The organism is Ralstonia sp. A12, from assembly GCF_000801955.1.
GTDB lineage: Bacteria > Pseudomonadota > Gammaproteobacteria > Burkholderiales > Burkholderiaceae > Ralstonia.
Genome location: NZ_JSZO01000019.1, coordinates 125,113 through 146,609 on the forward strand (window position 1 = coordinate 125,113; position 21,497 = coordinate 146,609).

The following is a 21,497-nucleotide window of genomic DNA, read 5'->3' on the forward strand; positions in this document are numbered from 1 at the left end:
CTGGGCAAGCTTTGCCAGTGAGTTGGTGGACCGAAGGGCTACCGAACAACCTCAAATAACCCGCGTGGTTGAGCCAATCGTTTTCCAGCTCCCCGTAACTTGCCCCCAAAATTGCCCCCGTGGCGATCTGCGGCACCGCTGCTAGCGGCGAAACTTGCGGACAATCTCTAAGTGCGAAATGGGGTACTTGCTGCCATAAGCACCCGCTGCGCAACAAACTGCACGAGCTCAATGTCATGAGCGAGCTGTTCTGCTTCTTTCGAGAAGGGCAGCAACAGTTCAAACTCGGAATTCTTCGCATCCGTCTTTGTGTGCACGATCTTGCACCGTATCTCATAGATGCGCTCCGCAACATCGCTACGCAGATCCGCAGTGAGATTCGCGACCGGAATCTTTTGCTCACAGAGCCCCTTTGCCTTGGACGACAGGAACTCCGACCTGTCTGGGTCAGATGTAATGAATTGCCGAAGGTCTTCAGCATCAAGGCATTCAAGCAAAGTTGCGCGCAACTGCGAGCGTTCGTCGCCGAAGGCACCGGATCGGCTGATATGAATTGCTGACAAGAGCCGTCCAAGATCTGCATCTCGATCGCCACGGAAGCTCGGATCCTTCAAGACAGATTTGATCTTCCGACGCGCATCCGCTTGAGAGTATGTTGGAAAGTAGTATTCAACGACCTGATAGAACGCCAAGAACTGTAAGAGCGGCATTCCCACTGCGCTACGTGCATACCAATACAAGGATATCGGTGCCGCATCGTATTCATGCGACGGGAATGACACATCAGGCGGGACGTCTGCACGCGCGACTCTTCGCCGCCACGCTCCTGGACGCCGTTCACGGACCAAGGTCAGTGCGATGTCGTGAATGAGATCGATCTGGAAAGACACAGCATCTGCGACCCGCTTGAGAAGGTCGAGAGCTTTGTCATGTTGATTGATGCCTATAGCAGTGATGCGCAGCGAAAGCCGCGATTGCGGCCCACGACTCAGTGTCGCAAGCTCCCTTGATGGCTCTCCCAGGGTGACCGTCATTTTTCCGTCTGGTGAGGGCAGCTCAAGCTGGGGAAGCGACCCGTAGTCGATAAGGTTGGGCGATATCTTGAAAAGACGAGAGAAGAACAGCCGCTGCGTCGGTAGGCCGAGCGTTCGTACTGCGGCCTCGATTGTTCCTGTCGAATAGTTGCAGATTGCCTCGAATCCTTGCAGGAATACGAATTTCTCAAAGGGTATTGCCAAGAGCCGCTGATAGCTGTTGTAGTGCCTACAGTAAACCCAGCGAATATCTCGGCCACACGGCAAACCAAGACGGAAGGTTTGCTGATCCGGCTCAATGCCTTCTGCTTCCTCAAATTTTATTTTTTCGGTAGCACATCTGGCCTCCAGCTCCGCACGAACGGCTTTTACATCACCGCTCGACTTCTCTTCGAAGGCAATATCATCCTCTTGAAACGGATCAACGTTCGACATGTGAGCAGCGATATTAAATGTTTAGCTACGTTCCCGATATTCTAGCGCTCGCCTACATTCCGCGAACTTGCGTCCGGCAAGCAATAGCTTGCTAACAATGGAGTTCGTTCATCCGCTTACGGATGTAGTTCAGGTTGTCCCGCCACGGAGACATCTGCTGCGTCGTAACAGACAGCCGCAAAATGCCGTCTCGGTCCGTCTTAAGACGCGCGCACTCCGCATTGACGGCGCTGACTTGCTGCTGAATAGCGATCTGCTCGGCCGCCTGGTCTCGATCTCGTTGCGCCATGCGTTGATCCCACTGACGCGCAAGTTGCTCTTCGGCCCGCTTCGCCGCTGCCGCAGCCTCTTCCATCTCACGCTGACGGGCATTGCCTAGCGGCTGAGCAGCAGGGTTACCAGCAAGCGCGCGCATTGCCTGTCCGCACGGCGCCTCCGTATAGACCGTCTGTCCGTTGATTACGCATTTGTTGACGCCAGTCGGAGGCGCGGCTGTGGGTGCCGTGGGCTGCTGCACCACGCTAACGGGTTGGCGCTGTGGGGGTGCTGTGATGGGAGCCGGCTGCGTTGAGACGGCCTGCTGGCCCGGCACTGCTGCGCCATTACCGGTGAGGCGTAATTGCTTGGCAGCGATGTAGATGACGAGAAGGACGGCAACCCAGACCATCAAAGAGATGGTCCAGTGCACTCCCTGCCCTGCGCCCCGGGGTGATTTGCCATACCAGCGGGCGTATTCCTTCTGCCAGTCGGGATTTCTCAGTTGCGGCTCTCGGCGATCCCGGTACCAATCGCGCTCTTGTACTCCCACGACCCTCACCCCCTTTGTGGCGGCTTGTTAATTTTCTGCTGCAATTTATATCAAACATAATGCGCCGGCCGGGAAAGCGCCTCTTCCGGCCCGCTCGGGGGGACACAGGCAAAAAACACCCGTGGTTCCGTGGCATACCTCTCCCATCGCCCGCTAAGCCTTACGCTACAACGAATTTGCCTCCCATGGAATGCCACGAAATGGGGTGTGGCACGCCTCCAATTCCGTGGCCCAAAAAATAGGCACCCCATCGAAACCGTGGCACGGCCCTTCCCTGTTTTCTCACCGCTTTCTTTCTCGTTCTCTTTGATTTTTAAAGGAAAAAAGGAAAGAAGTAGGGACGGCAGGCAAAAGGGCCGTGTGGCGGATTGAACCGAAACCGTGGCATTTTGGAGCAAAATCGTGGCACCACTTTCATTATAAATCAAAGGGTTAGGCTAAGAACTACACGGAACCACGGGTTTTTTCAGTTTACGTGGGCACTGGTGGAGCGAATCAGAAAGCAGCGTGCATATGCCTAGCGTTGCATGCGGCTGCACTGGCACGCGGCGCGGCGAGCAAAGGCCGCCTGAGATCGGCGCAACATGGGACGCGAAAAAGCCCGCACAGGGCGGGCTTCTTAGGATCATGGCGGCTAGGCGCCGCTGCGGTGTACGACGTGCCTTTGTCGACTGGCGCTAGGCCACGTGAGGATTTACCTCTATCAACCGCCTCGCCACTCCGCTACTGATGACAACGCCGCAGCATGCGCACACGCCATTGTCGGTCTTGCTTCCACACGCTGGACAGAACCACTGGCCGATATCAAAGGACGCCGGCGTACGCGACAAACCTGGAGCGCCAGCCACGAGCGCCTCAAAGTGCTGTCGAAGCGCCTGACTAAATAACGATTTGCTCGACGAACACTGCAGCTCTCCGTGAGGAGCACTGACGAGCGGTGCGCAACAGTATGGGCAGTACATAGATTGCAGCGGTACCCGTAAGTGAATGCTTTGCGATGGAAACAATGAGTGACCGGCTGAATCCGCACCCCAGAGCGGCCGGCCGGAATACTCAAATGCGAGCACACAGTGCGTTGCAGATGGTTCACGCCGGTCCGTACTTGGCGATATCGGCGCGATAGACGTCTATGATTTTCGCCCCCACAACTTCAAACGTGCCTTCCATGTGGTGGTGGTAGGCAATGATTTCTCCCGGCCGCTTCCAGTTGATGCCCCACGCTTCGTCGCTGCTGGAAAAACCAAAGAAGATGTATGGCCGAAAATCCAAACCGGGCCATACTCCAGCCCACTCCTCCCAGAAATGCTTCGTCGTCGTAACAAGTGACCCAATGGAGTCCTCATCCCTGAGAGACAGGAGGTACTTTGCATTGCCAACGCTTTCTCTAATTCCGTCGGTTTCCGAGTAGAGCGCTCGGAGTTCTTGTGGAAAGCTGACGTTCAAAGTTGCTTCAACGTCGACAATTGCTTGGACGGATGCAGAAGGAGCAAAGTGCCAATGGGGAAAGAGGTCTTTCAGCATGTCTCTGCGTTCGAGTTAGCGAGTGGAGGCAGATTCTACTGTTTGCAATGTAGCTGATCTTTTCGACCAATCGATCCTCGCCGCCTTCGACTCTGAGTGGATCAAACGCTCTGACTACAACTGGCCGAACTCGGCCCGTCGGTGACCCTTGGGTACTCCTGATACCCCAAAGAATTAGCCCGCACAAGGCGGGCTTCGTGGGATCTTGGCGGCAAGTGGTTCTCCGGGGTAGTGACTTGCCCCCGGATGTCAACGGTAAAACCTGGGCAATGCTGGCAATAAAAAACCCGCGAGGCTTTGCAGCATCGCGGGTTTTTTTGGCATCGCTGAGACTGGGACGATTTCTTTGCATCGCCCTGAACCCATATCTTTGCGCCTTGGCACAGTGACATAAGGGATTGCGGCTCGTCAAGGAACTCGCCTCAGAACCATATCTGTGCACTTTGCTCTGACGAGCCGTAATTCACTGCACGTTGTCGCGAACCTCGATCCTGCTTCGGTTGATGCCCTGCGGCGAAGCGCAAAATTCGGCGTCGTATCTCGCATCTCCGGTCCGCGAAAGGCACTAGACTGAACGCATCCGAAGGAGTCGAAATGGGTCAGATAAAATTTTTGGGGGGCCCAGCTCAGCGGATGCAAAGCCGCCCAAGGTCGTGGTTCGCCGTTCGCGCACTAAGCCCATACGAATGGCCACACCCGAGATGAAGGAACAATTGTGTGCCAACGCTAGAGTTTCACGGCGTCGCACACTCCCCGAACTCCCGGAGTGCAGCGAGACAAGTCTGACTGGGCGTCGGCGCAGCCGGGTGACGATCCTCCATGCCGGGCGTAGCTCCTCCACGTGAAGCATCACGTTTTGGGAAATCGCATGTGTGCCACCCGCTTTATCTCTCCGGCCGAAGCTGCCTTCATGGCCAGAGCTACTGAACATGAGATCAACCGGCTCTTCGCCGACGAGGTACTGGCGCCCGCGCTAACTGACGATTGGCGTGCACAAGGACTTGTGCCGCTGGTAGCTCCGTTAACCAGCTTCTGTCTCGCCACGTGCGGTGACCTGACGCCGTCGGCTCAAGCGCGGGTTATTCGCACGCTAACCGAACGCGTCGAAGCCCACCAAGACTTTGAGCTTTTCCTAGGACTTCACGAGCAGCTGGGCTCGACTGATTTTGATTGGACCGTGGCCTGGTCCTGCCTCGTCGTGGACATGTGGCCTTTCGTAGTCGAGTCGCTGAGACGAGCGGTCCAGATCGCACACGCCAGAAGCGTCATCCGGTCGGACCCCGAGGTGATGGGGGGAATGCCGTGTTTTTCCGGTACGCGATTGCCCGTTGCAAACCTACTCGCGCTGAAGCGAGGTGGGCTCGGATACGCGGCGCTGCAATCGGCATATCCCTTTCTCACAGAGCAGCTCATGGAAGCCGCCGAGGTCTACGAAAGAGTGTCTGGGGAACTCAGCAAAGTAACGACGTTCGAACAAGCAAATCCCAAAGGGAAGCTGATTCGCAGGAACGTGGTTTAAGCAAAATGGTTCGAATCAAGTTATTGAATAACTGGTGACGACCCAAAGTTGGGGGTAGCGCCGCGACGTTGACGTCAACGCCTAGAATCAGGTGCACCTTAGACAGCGCAATCCTGTCGAGAGTGGGTCAGTTCATCCACTTGCAGAACGCTTGTTGCTGGGCCCAATAGGACACATTACAACAACCACTGTTATCGGAAGCGCGTCGCTTTCAGTTCGCCCAGGGTTCTTTGTCTCGGTTTCCCATTCATCCCAGCGATTGCCAAAGAGTGCGCTTGCTTTGCCGCAACATCATATGCCTCATCCGGTGACAAGTTCGCCTCTCTCAGCCGGAACTATTTCAGTCGCAATATCGGCGCACCGCCTCAGCTTGCTTTCCCTATAATATTGGCGAAACAAATAGCCAATATCAGCCGACACAGAAGAATCCGCGGCATCTACTGACAAGAGGGGGGGGACGTGACGCTACTTACGCCGGACGATGACCGTAAGAAGGTCGGCGTTCATGCATTGCTGATCGGTGTCGGACGCTATCCGCATCTCAAGGGCGGCCGGTCGACAACGAAGTTCGATCACGCAGGAGACATCGGTCAACTCACTTCGCCGTACCATTCGGTCAAAGCTTTCGCCGATTGGCTACGTGTTGGGCTCAATCTTCCAGGCGCGCCGCTATGCAGCCTGCGCGTCCTTGCTAACAGCCCAGTCAAAGGGATAGCCACACACGGTTGGAGCGCCCCGGACGTCAAGAGCATCAGAAGCGCGGTTGCGGGTTGGTACGAAGACTGTGATCAGCACAGCGACAATGTCGCGCTTTTTTATTTCTGCGGGCACGGTGTCGTGCTCGGCGACATCACGGCCCTCCTCGCTCAGGACTTCGGTAAGGAAAATCTGAGCCCGTTCTTGGGAAGTTTTGACCCTGCAGCGCTTGCCGATGCATGCATGGCTGCCAAAGCGACCCGACAGCTCTTTTTGATCGATGCATGTCGCAGCACTCCTCAAGAGTTGCGAAGTCGGTTCAAAAGCGCGTCGATCCCGGAGATGCTAACGCCGAGAACGCACTCCAACCAAGGCAGCCACCACCAGGCAGAACTGTACGCAAGCGAACTGGGAACCACCGCCTACGGCATTGATGACAAGCCCTCGGTCTTCATGTCTTCGCTACTTGCGTCCATGAAAGGCGCTGGGGCACACCAGAACGTAGACGGTGAGTGGGTCGTGGGGACGGCCTCGCTGCGGACCGGGCTAGACTGGCTGGTAGGCCGAGAGTATGAGCAGAAGCTTCAACGAGTCGCCTTCGGCAAGATGTCCGTGGACTTCGACCTGCACGCAATTCTTGGAAACCCTTCGGTGCCCGTGACTGTTCGCACCAAGCCAATTGCCAAGTTGGCAGAGTTCCGGCTTCAAACCGACTGCCCACAGTACCGATCGCATCCTTCCGAAAAGCCTTGGCACATCAATGTGGAGGCCGGTAAGCGCGAGTTCTTCGCCGGCGATGCCGCGAACCCCAAGCAGTTCTCGCACATCGAGGACATCGTTCCCCAATATCGGGTCATCTCAATACCCTGCGGAGACGATCAATGAGCACTCGACTCACCCTCGACTTCGACAAGATTCGTGAATCAGCAGAGCCCTTACCCGACATCGGAGTAGCCGACTTCATACCGCTGAAAGCAGACGGACAAGTTGAACACCCTAAGTCCAAGCCTGTTAAGGGCATAGTCCTCGAGTTGAACAAGCCGCAGGCGCTAAGGCGAGGCATCGAGCTGCCAGCTGGGCCTGGGATCCTCTATGTTCGCTTGCCGACCGGCGAGACTTTGGCAGAGCGCATCGAGGTTGAGGCGTCTCAGGGCCAGACTACTGGCAAGCTAACACTAAGAGTTGCGGGACGACAGGAACTTGTCGACTTTCCCGCGTACGTCGCTGAAATCCACCCTACCCCTAGACGCGCAGCTGTACCGGACTCTTTGCGCGCTCGCTCCGACCCCTCCGACCGTAGCCGCTGGTCAACGGTCAAGTTCGATCACTTCGAACAGCGGCCTGGGCGGAAGCCGCCAAATCTGAGCAGCTTCCTAGAGCCGTTTGCCAGTCAGGTGGTGAGTGAACGTCAAGGCAATCGTGGTATTGCCAAGCTTCAGAGCTCCGCAGGCACGTTCAGGCCTGCGCATAGCGTGCTCGATAGTCGTGTGCATTTTGAAAGCTCGCTGGTTGGTCAAGTCCAGGCAGCGAAGCCCACCAAGCTGTACGGACCCCGAGACGAGCTTCACGCGCAATGGAGAATGCCGCTGTCGACGAAGCGTCGGCGGCACGTCGACGAAGAGCAACAGGAGAGGTACTTTGCACTCTCATTCGAAGCAGAAGATGAGCCCAGGCCGCTGCAAGTTGCTTGCGTTCCGGGAAGGTGGCGAACGCTAGCAGATGAGTCCGCTCGGCTGACCGTGCAGTACGTCTCCGACCAATTAAGGAACAACCAACGAGGGCCGCGCGTCGTAGTTGGCGTCGACGACCCAAAGTTCAGAGCGCTTCTGCAGTTCATGCAAACGGGAGACCTCGCCTCATCCGTGTCGCTTCTCGTTCAAGCGGAGCGCGCCTTGTATGAGAAATTCCTGAACCCGTACGCAGCGGCGGCCGGTGGGTATGTCCTCACCTATGCGGGCTACCACGACTGGCATGATGACTGGGGGCATTGGCTCCACAACTTGGCGACGCGCTTTCCTGCCTTGCCCGATGGCCACATCCTTCTCGCAAACCTCATCCTGCAGGGCCCCGAATCCGCCAAGGAACAGATTCCCGGCTATTCGCCCGATCAAGCTTGGGAGCTTGCGCTCGGTTCGGTACTTGAATCGGTACGGCGAGGCCCGCCAATGTATCGATTCGGCCTGCGTATGCTGTCGAGCAGCATTGCCATCCTGAATCACCTTGTTGGGGCCGGCCATGCAGAACGGCGACGACTTAACGCAGCTGCGAAGTACGTTCGGAGCCTGAGCGTACGGGTCGACCGACATCAGCCTTTCTGCGTATTTGATGTCAGTCGCAACGCTCCATGAATGAACACCGGTTTCTGCGCCTCCACGCGCTTCAGGCCGGACATGGCGACTGCCTAGTCATCGAGTATGGAGACGGCCCCAAACAACAGCATGTCGTGGTCATTGACGGCGGCGTTGCTGGCGAGACCACGCCAGCGCTCAAGAAGCTGTTGGGAGGCTGGCCCGAAGCACAGGTTGAACTGCTCGTCGTAACTCACACTGACGACGATCACATCGCGGGTGCGATTCGGCTTCTGAAGGACAAGCGCTTGCGGGCCCGCATCAAGGACATCTGGTTTAATGGTGCGGTCGAGCAACAAGGAAATGAGCTCGAGAAACTGGGGTTCAAGAAGGGCGACGAACTGGAAGAGATGCTCGCAGATAAGTCGCTGAAGCTGCCGTGGAATAACGCCTTTGGCGGCGCAGACGTGGTGGTGGATACATCGAGGGCCAACAAGCCCGTCATCCTGCCTCTCGGTGCGAGCATCACGTTACTTTCACCTACCGTCGCCTCGTTATATGCCCTTCGGGAAGCTTGGACAGCGAACCGCTTGCAGCAAACGAAAAAGATGGTGGCGGCAACAGAAACCAAAAGTGCCGCTCCAGTTGGCCTCGAGCGCATGGGCGCTCCCGCTATTCCAGCCATCAACGTCGACGCACTATTGAAGACAACATGTGATGAGGATCGATCGGTTGCCAACGGGAGTTCTATTGCCTTCTTGTTCAGCTTCGGAAGCGCTTCTCTTCTGCTAGCCGCAGACGCGCACGCAAATGTGCTGCTGGAAACTGCCTCTCTACTTGACGGAGGTCTGCCGCGCGGTGTTGATGCTTTGAAGCTCCCCCATCACGGAAGCGCAGCAAACGTGACCGTTGACCTCTTGAAGGCATTCCCGACGGAAATCTACATCGTCTCAACGAATGGGAACAAGCATGATCATCCCGACGACCTCGCGATTGCTCGAATCGTCGATGGTGCCCCCGGCAGTAGAGTCCTATTCAACTATCCCGGTGCCGCGTACAAGCGGTGGCTTGAGTTCTCAACTAACAATAGTGGCACGCTTGACGTGGACACGACCGAGACGGGCGGCATTCTCAAAATTGAACTTGACGTGTCCCAATAGAGACACGAGTGTGCTGTTATATCGCTGCGCAACAGCGAGCGCAAGCTGACCTGCAGCACGCGCTACTCTCGTAGTATCGGCAGTGCGTGCGCGGTGGCACTTAAAAAAAGGCCATCTTCGTCGGTGGTGGTGGGCATCAACTTCCATTGCTATCGTTGAGACTCGACATACTGGATCGGGCCGAATGAGCAACTCGCTGGCGATTGGACGAAGACAACTCTACGACCTCGTTTGGAGTAAGCCGCGGACGCAGCTTGCCAAGGAGCTCGGTGTATCCGACGTAATGATCGGCAAGATGTGTCGGCAACTCAATGTGCCAGCACCAATGCCTGGCTATTGGGCCAGCCTCGCAGCCGGGACAAGCGCCAAGCGGCGCTATGTGAAACCTGATTGAAACCTGATCTAACCTATACCGTAGCCGAGCGGATCGCGGAAGACCGCGAAGATATGATCGGACTGGTCCCTAAAGTGGACCCGAATGCGCTGGACATCCCTATCCCGCCATTGCCGGCTTTCAAGGAAAGCATCGAGCAGGCTTTGCGTCGCTACGAAGAACTCATTGATCGTGTAGCGCTACCGAAGTCGACTCGCGGCACGCATCCGGCCGTCGAGAAGCTCATGGCGGAAGATGAGCGACGCGCACAACTTTTGGTCACCTACAGCTGGGGAACGAAACCTGAGTTCGCCAGCCCGCAGGGACGTCGGCTCCTGGCTGGCTTGAGTCGATTGCTCTGGTGGTGGACTGACCTGGGCTTCAAGCCTAGCTCCGGCGGTACACGACACATTCGCCTAGGTGTCGCTTGTGGGCAATACCACAAGTCTTTCGAAGTCGGGTTCACAAGCAAGGATGGACCATCGTCACTCAAGGGTAGCAAGGCCACTGACGAACCATTTCAACTTCGGTTTGAATCCGACAGCCGAAATAGCAAGCCTGGCGAAGGTGTCTACACCTTCTCGGACTTTGATATGCCAGTCTTCAAGCCGATAACGCTGATGTTGCTATCCGAGCAGGAGCAGCGGCTTCGTGACTGGGTTGCCTGGCTATATCGGGATCTGGCCTGGCGCAGGGAGGAGGCGACTCAGAAAGCAAAAGAGGCGGAGGAGCGAAAGCGGCAGGCGGTCGCGGCGGAACAAGCGGCGCTAGTAAAGCAAAGGCAAGAACTGCTCGACTCCGCGATAGACGGAAAAGAACATGCTGATCGGCTCAGAATGCTGGTGGCGGAGTTGGAAACTCGCCTAACGACTGAGGAGCGAGCGGATGCCCGGTTCATCGTCTGGAAGTCATGGGCTCTGTCCGAAGCTGACGCTCTGGACTTCCGAAAGCGAACGGGTCAGGAGCTTTTGCGCTGGTTGGCGGATTTTCAGCTGTGCTAGACAGGGCGCTGCATAGCCCCGTAGAGCCACATCGTCTCACCCGTTTTTCTGTCAACAACACCGTCCCACAAACATGAAATCTCGTTTCGAACAGGTGCTCGCATTAGTGGAGCGCGCTGTTCCTCTTCTGAGTCATCTGGCTCAAGTTGGCCTATTTGCACTCACCGCATGGGGCTTGTTCCACACCGTGATCCCGCTGTACCAAAAAGCTGTCGTCGACGAACAAGTGGCAAAGCAGCAAGTACAACTGGCGCAGCTTACGCAGCGGCTACAAGAAAACTACGACAGAAACCGAAAATTGATTGCCGCCGAGTTCGCGCGGTTAGTCGGACCTGCGTGTAGCGGTCTACTAACACCCGCTCCCGATCAATCGAAACCGGGGAGTAAAGACTTCTACACCGAAGCGCTCGACACCGACGTTGAGAAATGTTTGTCGGACCAGCTGCAAGTCTTCGCGGCGTTAAAGGACCTCACCAAACCAGATCAAGACGCGCTTTCTATGCAGGTTCATCAGATCGGCGAACACCTAAATGCGGTAAGGCTTACAGCGCGCATGGAATACAACCTCATCGCCGCAACGGGGCCGTCGGTGGGCCCGATTCTTGTAGAAAGGTCAGCCCAGCAGGCTCTTGCGACGATGAAGTTGATTGGCGCATCAGACCAACAAATGGCCGAAGCAACGCGAAAAATGGCTGCCCAGCGGAAACAGAGTCTCGTTATCAAGGAGTACCTTGATGAATTTACACGCAACATGGTCATTCTTCGAAGCATGTCGTGGCCGCCAATCACCTCAAGTGAATGAGGCATGTGCGTGGCCGACTCATAGCGAACCATGGGGCGAGGGAGAAAAAATGAGGCAATACCATAGGCTGATGAGGCGACGGAGCGCGAACGTCTATACGGAGGGCGAACGCAGCGAGCTATTTCAGCTCTTGGTATCGGCCCCAGGAACGCGGAACGTTGAGATCATCGATGTGCATCCGAAGGGTGGTTACCGCACTCGCTTCGACCTATCCGCGGATGCCGTCGACGACTTTATTGCCTATCTGGAAGATCGCGACTGGATGTCCGCGATGTGATCCAGTGGCGCCTCAATCTGCGCGCTCGATCGAATAGGGCTCGATTTCGCACGCCCACCCTCCAAAATGCCCGCATCCCCCCGGGCCTCTCGGACCGTAAGCGATCCCCGTGACTCTTACGCGCTTCCCGTGCCATCGAGCAAGCACGCGCTCATTCGCCCGCATACTTCCTGATCCAAAGGCGAGCCAAGCACTCGATTGGTACAGCGGCAGATCTATGTCGTCGCCAGGTTTGTGGCGCTCTGCCTTGGGGAAATGGTCAACCGAAGTATTCTCGAACTCGAACGTCAGCAACCCGACAACCTCAACAGGCTGGCCGTGGAGGTCCTGGATGCGGTCGACGAGTTCGTTCACGCTGAGCGAGGCTTCTTTCATCAGCACTATCGGTGGTCGTCTAGTGATTGTTGAACTCGTGCCATAACGCCCGAATCAAGGCGCTCGACGCTGAATCAGCATCCAGCGGAGGGCATTCCGGCAATTTCCTCGCCATATCTAGTATTAGTGGGGTGGCTGCATCGCTCCAGAGTGATAGCGCAGACCGCAGTTGGTAGCCGAGCGTCAAGTGCAAAGACATGACGGCTTCTTCCACCGAACGCGTCTGCATGAACACCTTGTCCTCGCGGCTCAAAAGCACGCGTGCAGTTTGAAGTGCGTCGTCAAGGGTCATGGGCGGTTTAGGTCTTACCTCACTCATATCAGATCCCGCTCGTAGCTTCGCTTGTAACCTCAGATCCAAAACACGACCGGGGCGTGCGCACGATTACATCAGCCACACCACCAAGATGGTTCCGGAGACGAGCAGTACCACTGCCCAGTACACCTTGCGCGCCAGTGGACTCATGCTCTTCCACGTTTCGTCATCCGGGCCTCGGAATGCTGCCATTCGCCATTTCCTTCCGCTCTCGCTCGATTCTCTTGGGTGAGGTTTACGGCTGTCGATCCACCAGCGCGAGAGGTTCGATTTTGCCTCGCTTGGCACTTTGCCAAGGATATTACACGCCTACGCCGCAAGCCCTCGAAATTCGCTCACGGAACTCCTAAAAATTTTAATCACTAAACACGCAGAAGAATTTTAATCACCCCGACTAGTGATTCAAATTAACCAGTTTTATTAAAATAATCAAATCCCCGCGCACGAATAATCGTAACTCGTTGATTTGTAATGGTAATTTTGGTAAATTGAGCGGCTAAGAACGTCAAATCCAAAGGGGGTCTTTCGCCCCCAAAACCAGCCAGTCGATGGAGGTGCTCACCAGCGGAAAGATACAAAGCCAATGATTGAGATACGGCGCACGACAGACGACAGTTGTGCACCGTGAAAACGAAAACGGCCGCGCTTGCCAGAGCAACGGCCGTCTTGGGGAATGTACTGTTCTTCGAACAAACAGTTCATTTATCCCCCGTTTTCCCCCGTTTGTCAACGGGGGGTCTCCGCTCGTCCGTTTCCGGCCGGATTCCGATCCGATCGGTGGACTCCTTTACCCGTCGGATTCTTATGGCAGCTCGATTTTGAGAGCGCCAGGGAGGCCGACATTCCGGAGAAACATAATGGGCCATTTGCAGCCAAGCTTGGCGCACATTCAACCCAGGGGGCAGCACAGCGCCACTTCGAACGATACCTCCCATGCCAGCAGTGCGCTGGCGTTCAGAATTGGGAGGCCGTCATGCTGACCGACATCGAAATCCAAGCGCTGTTCGACAAACATAACGTGCCGGAAGCGGGGCGCCTTCGCATCCAGGCAATTCGCCACGAGCCTCCGGGCAGGCGAGCCGACGGGGGCTCACGAAGTCAAACCATCCGCTATTGCAGCAAGAAGATGGGGTTCGTTGTAGAGGCTGAGAGTTACGAAGGCGAATATGCAGCCCTAGTCACATGGGAGCACGACCCCGACGTCTATGAAATATATGGCCAGCCCCCTCACAAGCTGAAGCTGAGCTACCGAGGTACGAACGGTCGCACCATTTCCCATATGACCACCCCTGACTTCTTCCTGATTGGGAAGGAGGGGTTCACGTTCGTCGAGTGCAAATTACAGAAGACGCTGCTCGAGCTGGCGGTCAAGCAACCGTCTCGGTGGGTGCGGACCGACGACGGGATGTGGACGTCCCCACCAGCGCAAGACGCTGCCGCCGAACTGGGGTGTTCGTTCCGTGTCAGGTCATCCCAGGAGAATGACTGGACCCTGATCGAGAATCTTCAGTTCTTGCGCGATTTCTATGTCCGGTCTGCACAGCCGGAGGCGTCAGAGCTAGAGGCTCTGTCCGAACTGATCGCAAACGCCACGTGGCGAACCACGCAGGAGATCTTGGCCGCCGGCATCAGTGCCGACACCTTGTATGCAGCCATCGTTTCCGGCTCAGTCTATTTCGATCTTACCGCGCAGCGTCTGACACGTACGGAGGAGGCCACGATATTCCGCGATGCGGATGCTGCGCGGGCGTACGCGACTTTCTCGCAGACTAAGCAGCTAGATTGGAACAACCGTGTCCAAACGACGCTGTCTCTGCACCCCGGCACGACATTCAAGTGGGATGGGCGAGAGTGGGAGATCCTCAACTTAGGTGATGACGGTATCGCGGCGCGATGCATAGATGCGGAAGGGAAGTCCGCACGCCTTATCGAACTCACACACGATCACCTCTCGAAACTTGCATCCAAGGGAAAGATCGTCCCCAACGCAGATCGCACAAGGGCGGTGGAAAGCGAGGCCGCCGAACGCCTCCGCCGATTTGGACCAGCAGCACAGCGTCGGGCCATTTGGCGGCACGAGGTTCTCTTCGGCATGCCGTCAAAAGACAACCCCCACACTAACGCCGTGCCCCGGACTCGGGCCTATTGGCTCGCAGAATACCGGCGCGCGCAGTGGCTGTACGGCTACGGTTTGATTGGACTGGTCCCCAACTGGCAGCAGCGACAGGGGAACAAGACCCGCAAGCTGGACCAAGAAGTTATCGAGATCTTGGGCGCCAACGTCAGTGAGCGGTATGGCGACAACAGGCGTCGAACGAGCGCACAGATCTATAGCACTGTGCGGCTCCGTTGCATCGAGCAAGGTCTTACTCCGCCCTCAAGGAAAACGGTGTCAGCCGAAATCAAACGCGTCCGTACGATCGAGGTTGAACGAAAGCGACTTGGGGCACGTGGCGCGTACGAGTTAGAGCCCATCCAAGACCATCGGCTCAGTTATACGACCCCAGTACACGGAACGCACCCGTTCCATACAGCGCACATTGACCACACTCCGCTGTCCATCAGGCTATTGGACGAAACGCTGACCCACCACGTGCAGACGGTTTGGCTCACCTTGATGCTCGATGCTTACTCGCGGACTGTGCTTGGCTACTACCTGAGTTTCGATGCTCCCTCGCGCATAGCATGCATGATGGTCATACGTGATTGCGTCCGGCGCCAGAGCCGCTTGCCGCAGTTCATCGTGACAGATCATGGCCCGGAGTTCGGCTCCGAATACTATGAAAAGCTCCTGGCGGGGGCCTACGTCGACAAGAAGTCCCGCCAGGCGAGCAGACCTCGCCAGGGCTCTGTTATCGAGCGCTTCTTCGGAACCACCGAAAAGGTTCTCCTGCGTGGCCTGCAAGGCAACACCGAGGCCGAACGTCAGTTCAGAAAGGTCAGCCGAGAGGTGTCCCCTGCGCGCCGTGCAATCTGGACATACGAGAAGCTGAAATGCCGCCTCGAAGAGTATTTTTTCTCTGTCTACCCCAACCATCACCACACTACGCTGAACTGCACACCTCGGCACCAGTTTATGCATGGCATCGCGGTTGGCGGCGAGCGCGCGCACATGCGCGGCCTCTATACGCGCGATTTCATCATCGGACTGGGGCTTACCACTGCAAAGGGAACAGCCCGAGTTGGCCCTCGTGGGGTGAAGATCAACTACACGTGGTTCTCAGGTCCTGCGCTGGCAGATCTCTCGTTGCGCGGCCGAGATGTCCCAGTGCGCTACGACCCGTTCAATGCAGGAGTTGCACATGTGAGTGTGAGAGGTAAATGGGAGGAGGTCCAATCAGAATACTTCCATGTATTCAAGGGGCGCACTCTCCGCGAAATCGAACTCGCCAGCGTGCTCATACGACTGGAAAAGCGGTTTGGCAATCGCCAGCGAGATGTAGACGCCGCAGACGTTGCTGCATTCCTTCTATCCGCCGAATCGGACGAAGCGCTTGCGCGGCGAAGGCTTCATGACAAAGAGCAACACGCATCCTCTTCGTATGCGTCTGAGGAGCCTTCCGTGGCTCACACCGCCTCGACCAATTCCTCGCAGGCGTGGCTCGAGTACCAACCGAAGGCACTGGGAGACCTGGAATGAAACTACGTGTCCCAAGCCTTGAGGAAATGGAAGCGCTGCGGGCGTACGACGCGAAGAAAATCATGCACCCGAGGCTGCGCGACCTAACGGACGAACTGAACAACCTCCTTCATCCAGCGACCGATGAATGCGTGTTCGTGATGACAGGGCCAAGCGGCGTTGGCAAGTCCACTGTTGTGGGCTCTTTCGTTCGAGCGTACCAAAAGCTTCACCTGGAGCGCATGCTCGCTGATCCGAACTTTGTGCCGGTGGTGTCGCTGCGACTGCCGGCCCCGGTCGCAGGCGAATTCAACTGGAAGGACACTTTCATCCGATTGCTAACAGCCTTCGATGAACCTCTTGTTGGTCGAAAAAGCGCGGGCAGGCTGCACCTGGAGCTCGATGGAGAGCGAATCACCAACGCCACAAAGCTCGTACGCGAAGAGCTTCGACGTGCCGTCGAAAACTGCGTCAAGCACCGAGGCACGTTACTGCTCATCATCGATGAGGCGAGCCACCTTTTCATCACCAAAAACAAAGATACCTACCTGCTGCAGTTCGAACTGCTGAAATCGCTTGCCAATGAGTTCAACATCTTGATCCTGCTAGTTGGCGCATACGACCTGCTGAAGATCGACGGGTTCAACGGTCAACTGACCCGTCGCACTCGGCCGATTCACTTCGGGCGTTATACCGTGCGCGATCTCGAACGAATGGACTCGTATGGCAAAGGCTTTGTCGACATCGTGACCAGTTTGCTCGATGCGATGCCGATCCCATACGAGGCGTGCCTGAAAAGCCGTCCTGACTATTTTCTGATGAACTCGTTGGGGTGCACAGGGCATCTGAAAGCTTGGCTGCGCCGCTGCCTCCAAGAGGCGTACGGGACAGGCAGCAAGATGGTGACGGCCAAGATAGTGGAACGCAAACGGGAGCCAAACAGGCGGCTCAAGCTCATGGCTGAAGAGAACCAGCTCGGTGAGAGAAATCTGGAGGATATAGACAACCAAGAGGTCGCCAGCCTGATGGGCTTCGATGTAGCGCCCACGCTGTCCGGGTCATATCCGGTAGTGGAATCGGCCAAGCGAGGGCGCAGAAGACCAGGCACACGCAATCCGTCGAGGGATCCGGTCGGAGGGCTGCTGCCATGATTGATTCGCTCAACTTGGATTTCGACGAAGATTGGGTACCGCCCGCACGAAGTCGTCTTGTTACGCTCAAACCGATGGGAGCGGGCACGCAGATGCTGGAGAGCGTCAGCAGCCTGCTGGTTCGCATTGCACGTGCGCACACGGTCAAGCCGTTGGATCTACTGAATCGGGAGATCGTGCCGCGCACCGACATACAGTTGCGCAGGCCGAGCAGCAGCTTCGTCAACACTCATGCAAAAACGGCAAACGGGCTAGGTAAGTACGCACATGAGATTGTCGACGCCCTAGAACAATTGACAGGTCAGACTGGCCTCGCATCATGCTCGTTCTTGCCGTGGCGAGAGCTCCTCGCATCGAACGGTAACTCGTTGCTGCATGCTCGACCGTGCTGGTGTCCAACCTGTTTTCAGGAGTGGCGGGCTGCGGGTCATGAACCGTACTTCCCGCTCGCATGGTTCTGCGAGCAGGTGGCCGTATGCCCGGCTCACGAGCGCCCTCTGATTGACTGCTGCACTGTATGCGGTCGACAGCAACCCTTTGTGACTCGGCATGCCTATCTCGACTACTGCTCGTATTGTGGGGAATGGTTGGGCAAAAAGAATCCTGCCAATCGCAAGACCTCGGTGCTTCCTCAACATGCCATTGCGCGGGCTAAGGCAATAGGAGAGCTCATTGTCGTTGGGCAAACGCCCGAAGCTTTGACATTGGGGGCGCACGGCCGGCACGTAGCCGTCATCACGACTCTAGTGCAGCGGTACTTTGGGGGCGTCAGGGTAGAGGCGGAGCGTCGTTTAGGAGTGAGACCTCGCGCCCTGCACAGTTGGCTGGGCAAACATAAATTGCTGTCGCTCAAGTCGCTGCTTGAATTGTCCGAGCGGGTTGGCGTAAGCCCCGTAACGCTGCTTCGGAACGATCCAACGACTACGCTTGACCTAAGTCAGCGGACGCCCATGAAGCCAATCAAGCACCGGCCACCAGTTAGCAAGCGGCGCTTGGATGATCTGAGAAAGCTACTGGACGGCATCGCTCGAAACGGGCCGCACCACCTTGCGCTAACCGATGTCGCCAAGACGCTGGGCGAGAAGTACACGTTCCTGCGTTATCGGTGTCCGGACGAATGCGCGAGAATTTCTGCAGCCCATCTGAAATTCAAGTCGGACAACTCTGAAGCCAAGCTGGCCGCGAGTGTGACCCAAAGCCGGAAAATCATGATGCGACTACTGTCGTCGAAGCAGCGCATCACACGGAAGATCGTGAGGGCAGAGCTGGCAGCTCACCGCATTTCAATTGCGTGCCCCGAGGTTCGGGCCGCACTGCGGCGTGCGGTCTCGGATTTCGTGAGCACAGAGAGGCTAAGGAGGAAAGTTATAGCGCAACGTCAATGACAGCTGCGTAGCGCCGACAACCGTAGGGTCGGCGCTACGCTCGTCGGATAACATTTCGTCAACTTCCACAGCAGCATGACGAGACATCGAGACGTGCATGACGGTAACTATCTTCTTCTCCTGGCAAGCTGATCGTTCAACGCGGGTGTGCCGAAATCTGCAGGAAAGAGCCCTAGAGCGAGCCATCACGAACATCGGCCAGGAGGCCGACCTCCAGAACGCGAACCGCGAAGACTTCGTTCTCGATCGAGATACAAAAGATGAGCCAGGACATCCTCCGGTCGCTGCAACGATCTTTAGAAAAATAGACGCCGCTGCGGTCTTTGTTCCCGACTTCACCTTTGTGGGAACTCGAACCGATGGACGCTCAACACCGAACCCCAATGTCTTGGTTGAGTACGGCTGGGCGCTTAAATCCTTGGGGCATAGGAGGATCGTCCCTATCTTCAACACCGCATTCGGCGGATCGATGGAGGCAAACCTTCCGTTCGACCTGCGGCATCTTCGGCATCCAATTACTTATCATTGCCCTGAAGACGCTGACGAAGCGACTCGAAAGGTGGCTCGGGAACAGTTAGCAAAGGAGCTCACTCGGGCGATTGGCTTAGTACTATCGGCACACGCCGTCAACACGCCGATTGCCGACGTGCCAGCTGCCTGGAGGTATGTCGAACAAAGCAAGGCCTGGCGGACGCGCCTCATCCGATTGGATAGCGGTGAAGAGGAGCAATGCCCGCGCCTGATGGGACCAAAGCTGCAGCTATCTATTCGCCCGCAACGACGAACTTCCATCAAGGTCGGGGAGCTAGTCGAGCGAATGGAGCGACTCCAACTGGAGCTGCCTCTATTTGGGAAGAACGCGCTGGCAAAGCTGGCAAGGAACGAATACGGCGTATGTCGCTATGTGGTCGACACGCCCACGCCTGTAAAGCCGAGTCTTCCCAGGAGGATCGCTGATCGCATTTTGCCTGGACGATGGATCGTGAAGCAGGAGCCAACGTATGACGCCTTCACGCAGATTTATCCCGACGGAGAGATGTGGCTGGTTGACTACGATGCACTTCGCTTCCCGATCGACGATGAGATTCGCCCCATCGTTCCCGACGTCGAGGCACGGTTTGTTTCCATTTTGGACCAGGCTCGCGCGACACTCCGACTTTTGGGGATGCATGAGCCTTACGAGGTGGTTGCTACTATCCTCGGTATTGGTAGCCGTGTCTTGCCATTAATGGACGAAGACGGTGAGCTGACGGGCAAACACACACCGGGAACCGACGAGGTTGAGATCAGAAGAGAGCTTTCTGTCGGGAGCGAGTCAGAAAGATCGCTGGACTGCCTGATGCCGTTGTTTGATGCGCTCTGGGAGTCGCTACATAGCAAGCGCCCTGACTACTACAATCGGCTCGCCGCTCGGAAGGAATCGAGCATACGGGCTGAGGTGCGCGCTTAGCTATCTCGCCCGTTAATACACCGTGAGGAGCGGCAAACGACCACAGCCCTCCAATGAGATCGCAACTCCGAGGCTTACCCGCCCGATGGGGCCGCACTTTCTTGAGGCGGCAGCAAAGACTCAACTTGCTCACTGTTCCTGATACCAAAGGGGATATGAACACATGGCAAGGTCCGTGCAGCAGATTCCAGGTGCAGGCGCTGATCATCGAAGAATATGTGCGGCTGCAAGACCTCCAATACCAACCGCTTCTCCACGCCGCCCAGAAAAAACGCTTCGTTGACTGAGATACCCCAATGACGCATCGTGTTGACAACCCGTTCGTGGGCTGGCGCGTTTCGCGCGGTGACAATCGAAACACTCAACTTGCGTCTATATGACACATCCTTTTCCCGGCGCTCCGATTCGATTGCCTGAATCACAGCGAGTTTTTTGAGAAAGGGCGCCAAAGGGCCAGGATTGTGCGGCACGTGGATATGCTGCTGTTCGTGACGGTGAAATGCGTCCAGCTCTCCTGCATGGAAAACCGCCTCCGCTGCGTCGTCCGCGATGACACCATCGAAGTCAAAAGCGATGCGCAGTTCATCGGACTCAGTGTCTGCCGATAGAACACCACCGAGCACTTGACCGGCAGGATGGCCTCCAAGTATCGCCTGCCTGACGTCGGTTTGATTGGCGGATAGGAACAGACTGATACTCAGCGGTTCAATGTAGCGCTGCGGGGCGCCCCCTTGCAGAAACAGTGCCCGGCTTATGTTGAGGTGGTGCGCCTTGATCGACTCCATCACCCGCATGCCCGTGTCGGGATCATTCCTTGAGAGCAGGATCACTTCGACTAGCGGATCCTCTGGACGCAGCTCGTTGAGTGACAGTAGCCGCCTAATGAACGGAAAGGCAACGCCAGGGCGCAAGAGAACGTTTTGATGCTCTCGTTGATAGTCGCGATAGGCTTCCTCGCCTTCGCTCCGGAAGATGCGATCGGACTCGTCTAAGTCAAATAGAGCACTGGATGCTAGACCGATTACCAGTCGAGTTGTCAGATCGTAGGACACATATACCTCCACCAAAACGCAACGATAAGATCCAACTTCAAACCGACGTCAGAATAGTCGGGTATATTTCTCGAATGATATCCCGCTGGAACAGACTGGCGATGAGGAAAGTCATCTAACGCGAGGATGCACTCCTCACGGAGGTTTATCACCTGTCATTCTCTGGGCCAGCGACACCGCCATTTCGATATGCCCACTCTACGTATAAACGGTCGAGACGCCGGCCCACATAAAG

18 protein-coding genes are annotated in these 21,497 nt (G+C 56.5%); 11 read left to right on the forward strand and 7 right to left on the reverse strand.

Going from position 1 to position 21,497, the window contains the following annotated elements:
- Positions 1–167: 167 nt before the first annotated feature.
- From PI87_RS20440 to PI87_RS20450, 3 genes are all read right to left on the reverse strand, one after another.
- Positions 168–1,469 (reverse strand): hypothetical protein, encoded by a 1,302-nt coding sequence (locus PI87_RS20440; protein ID WP_039599552.1) that lies wholly within the window; start codon positions 1,467–1,469, stop codon positions 168–170.
- A 91-nt stretch (positions 1,470–1,560) separates the two neighbouring features.
- Positions 1,561–2,157, reverse strand: coding sequence for a hypothetical protein (locus tag PI87_RS20445; RefSeq protein WP_232314046.1), 597 nt, complete (start codon positions 2,155–2,157; stop codon positions 1,561–1,563).
- Positions 2,158–3,363: 1,206 nt separating this feature from the next.
- On the reverse strand, positions 3,364–3,798 hold the full coding sequence (locus PI87_RS20450) for an SMI1/KNR4 family protein (protein ID WP_039599553.1): 435 nt from the start codon (positions 3,796–3,798) through the stop codon (positions 3,364–3,366).
- 868 nt (positions 3,799–4,666) lie between these two features.
- Between PI87_RS20450 and PI87_RS20455 the strand changes: the two genes are divergently transcribed.
- From PI87_RS20455 to PI87_RS20485, 7 genes are all read left to right on the forward strand, one after another.
- The gene (locus tag PI87_RS20455) at positions 4,667–5,317 is read left to right on the forward strand and encodes a DUF433 domain-containing protein (protein WP_039599554.1); all 651 of its coding nucleotides are present in this window, start codon (positions 4,667–4,669) and stop codon (positions 5,315–5,317) included.
- Positions 5,318–5,776: 459 nt separating this feature from the next.
- Positions 5,777–6,898, forward strand: coding sequence for a caspase family protein (locus PI87_RS20460; RefSeq protein ID WP_039599555.1), 1,122 nt, complete (start codon positions 5,777–5,779; stop codon positions 6,896–6,898).
- The gene (locus tag PI87_RS20465; RefSeq protein ID WP_039599556.1) at positions 6,895–8,361 is read left to right on the forward strand and encodes a hypothetical protein; all 1,467 of its coding nucleotides are present in this window, start codon (positions 6,895–6,897) and stop codon (positions 8,359–8,361) included. The genes PI87_RS20460 and PI87_RS20465 overlap by 4 nt, the downstream gene beginning before the upstream one ends.
- Positions 8,358–9,461, forward strand: a complete 1,104-nt coding sequence (locus PI87_RS20470; protein ID WP_039599557.1) for a ComEC/Rec2 family competence protein — start codon at positions 8,358–8,360, stop codon at positions 9,459–9,461. Before PI87_RS20465 ends, PI87_RS20470 begins: the two co-directional genes overlap by 4 nt.
- 184 nt (positions 9,462–9,645) lie before the next feature.
- On the forward strand, positions 9,646–9,855 hold the full coding sequence (locus PI87_RS20475) for a hypothetical protein (protein ID WP_039599558.1): 210 nt from the start codon (positions 9,646–9,648) through the stop codon (positions 9,853–9,855).
- A complete protein-coding gene (locus PI87_RS20480) occupies positions 9,852–10,835 on the forward strand; it encodes a hypothetical protein (protein ID WP_039599559.1) in 984 nt (327 codons plus the stop codon). The genes PI87_RS20475 and PI87_RS20480 overlap by 4 nt, the downstream gene beginning before the upstream one ends.
- A gap of 73 nt (positions 10,836–10,908) precedes the next feature.
- Positions 10,909–11,637 (forward strand): hypothetical protein, encoded by a 729-nt coding sequence (locus PI87_RS20485; RefSeq protein ID WP_157003185.1) that lies wholly within the window; start codon positions 10,909–10,911, stop codon positions 11,635–11,637.
- 289 nt (positions 11,638–11,926) lie between these two features.
- Here the strand turns inward: PI87_RS20485 and PI87_RS20495 are convergent, their stop codons facing one another.
- The 3 genes from PI87_RS20495 to PI87_RS29870 all read right to left on the reverse strand — a co-directional run bounded on the left by PI87_RS20495 (position 11,927) and on the right by PI87_RS29870 (position 12,797).
- Complete coding sequence (locus tag PI87_RS20495; RefSeq protein WP_039599562.1) at positions 11,927–12,289, reverse strand: hypothetical protein; 363 nt, start codon at positions 12,287–12,289, stop codon at positions 11,927–11,929.
- 19 nt (positions 12,290–12,308) lie between these two features.
- Positions 12,309–12,581, reverse strand: a complete 273-nt coding sequence (locus PI87_RS20500) for a hypothetical protein (RefSeq protein WP_039599563.1) — start codon at positions 12,579–12,581, stop codon at positions 12,309–12,311.
- A gap of 93 nt (positions 12,582–12,674) precedes the next feature.
- Positions 12,675–12,797 (reverse strand): hypothetical protein, encoded by a 123-nt coding sequence (locus PI87_RS29870; protein WP_269746654.1) that lies wholly within the window; start codon positions 12,795–12,797, stop codon positions 12,675–12,677.
- 781 nt (positions 12,798–13,578) lie between these two features.
- Between PI87_RS29870 and PI87_RS20505 the strand changes: the two genes are divergently transcribed.
- The 4 genes from PI87_RS20505 to PI87_RS28185 all read left to right on the forward strand — a co-directional run bounded on the left by PI87_RS20505 (position 13,579) and on the right by PI87_RS28185 (position 20,210).
- Positions 13,579–16,245, forward strand: coding sequence for a Mu transposase C-terminal domain-containing protein (locus PI87_RS20505; RefSeq protein WP_039599564.1), 2,667 nt, complete (start codon positions 13,579–13,581; stop codon positions 16,243–16,245).
- On the forward strand, positions 16,242–17,375 hold the full coding sequence (locus PI87_RS20510; protein WP_039599565.1) for an AAA family ATPase: 1,134 nt from the start codon (positions 16,242–16,244) through the stop codon (positions 17,373–17,375). The genes PI87_RS20505 and PI87_RS20510 overlap by 4 nt, the downstream gene beginning before the upstream one ends.
- Positions 17,372–18,760: a TniQ family protein gene (locus PI87_RS20515; RefSeq protein ID WP_039599566.1), complete on the forward strand. Its 1,389-nt coding sequence runs from the start codon at positions 17,372–17,374 to the stop codon at positions 18,758–18,760. Before PI87_RS20510 ends, PI87_RS20515 begins: the two co-directional genes overlap by 4 nt.
- Positions 18,761–18,857: 97 nt before the next feature.
- A complete protein-coding gene (locus tag PI87_RS28185; protein WP_052321651.1) occupies positions 18,858–20,210 on the forward strand; it encodes a hypothetical protein in 1,353 nt (450 codons plus the stop codon).
- Positions 20,211–20,284: 74 nt separating this feature from the next.
- Here the strand turns inward: PI87_RS28185 and PI87_RS20525 are convergent, their stop codons facing one another.
- Complete coding sequence (locus tag PI87_RS20525) at positions 20,285–21,262, reverse strand: 5'-nucleotidase (protein WP_039599567.1); 978 nt, start codon at positions 21,260–21,262, stop codon at positions 20,285–20,287.
- Positions 21,263–21,497: the final 235 nt, after the last annotated feature.